Source organism: Streptomyces sp. SID12501, from assembly GCF_010550245.1.
Classification (GTDB): Bacteria; Actinomycetota; Actinomycetes; order Streptomycetales; family Streptomycetaceae; genus Streptomyces.
In genome coordinates, this window is record NZ_JAAGLU010000510.1 from 1 (window position 1) to 478 (window position 478).

At 60.7% G+C, this 478-nt stretch carries 1 pseudogene; it reads right to left on the reverse strand.

Annotated elements, in window-relative coordinates:
- A pseudogene (locus G3I71_RS47020) lies at positions 1-330 on the reverse strand (redoxin domain-containing protein); the annotation flags it as partial.
- Between the last annotated feature and the right edge of the window lie 148 nt (positions 331-478).

A 478-nucleotide genomic window follows, 5' to 3' on the forward strand; every position in this document is an offset into this window, starting at 1 on the left:
CGCGCATCAGCTCGTGCTTGGAGTCGGCCAGCATCGGGAAGGGCAGGTCACGCAGGTCGGCGTGGTCCTTGCGCCAGGCGTGGTGGACGAACTCGGAGTCGCCGGAGACGCCGAGGATCTGGCGTCGCGGTCCAGGAACTCGTCGTTCAGCTTGCCGAAGGCGGCGATCTCGGTCGGGCAGACGAAGGTGAAGTCCTTCGGCCAGAAGAACACCACGCGCCACTTGCCCTCGTAGGTCTTGTGGTCGATCTGCTCGAACTCCTTGCCGCTCTCCAGCGAAACACAAGCAGTCAGGTCGAACTCGGGGAACTTGTCACCGACAGTGAGCACGCGCTCTCCTTGCAACGTCTGGAATTCCCCTTATGGGGGAGTTCCTGAGGGTTGGACGAGATCCACCTTGGCACAGAGTGCATTGATCAGGGAAATAGCTACACTCGGTCGTGATGATCGGAGGTGCCTATCAGTGGCTCAGGGAAAA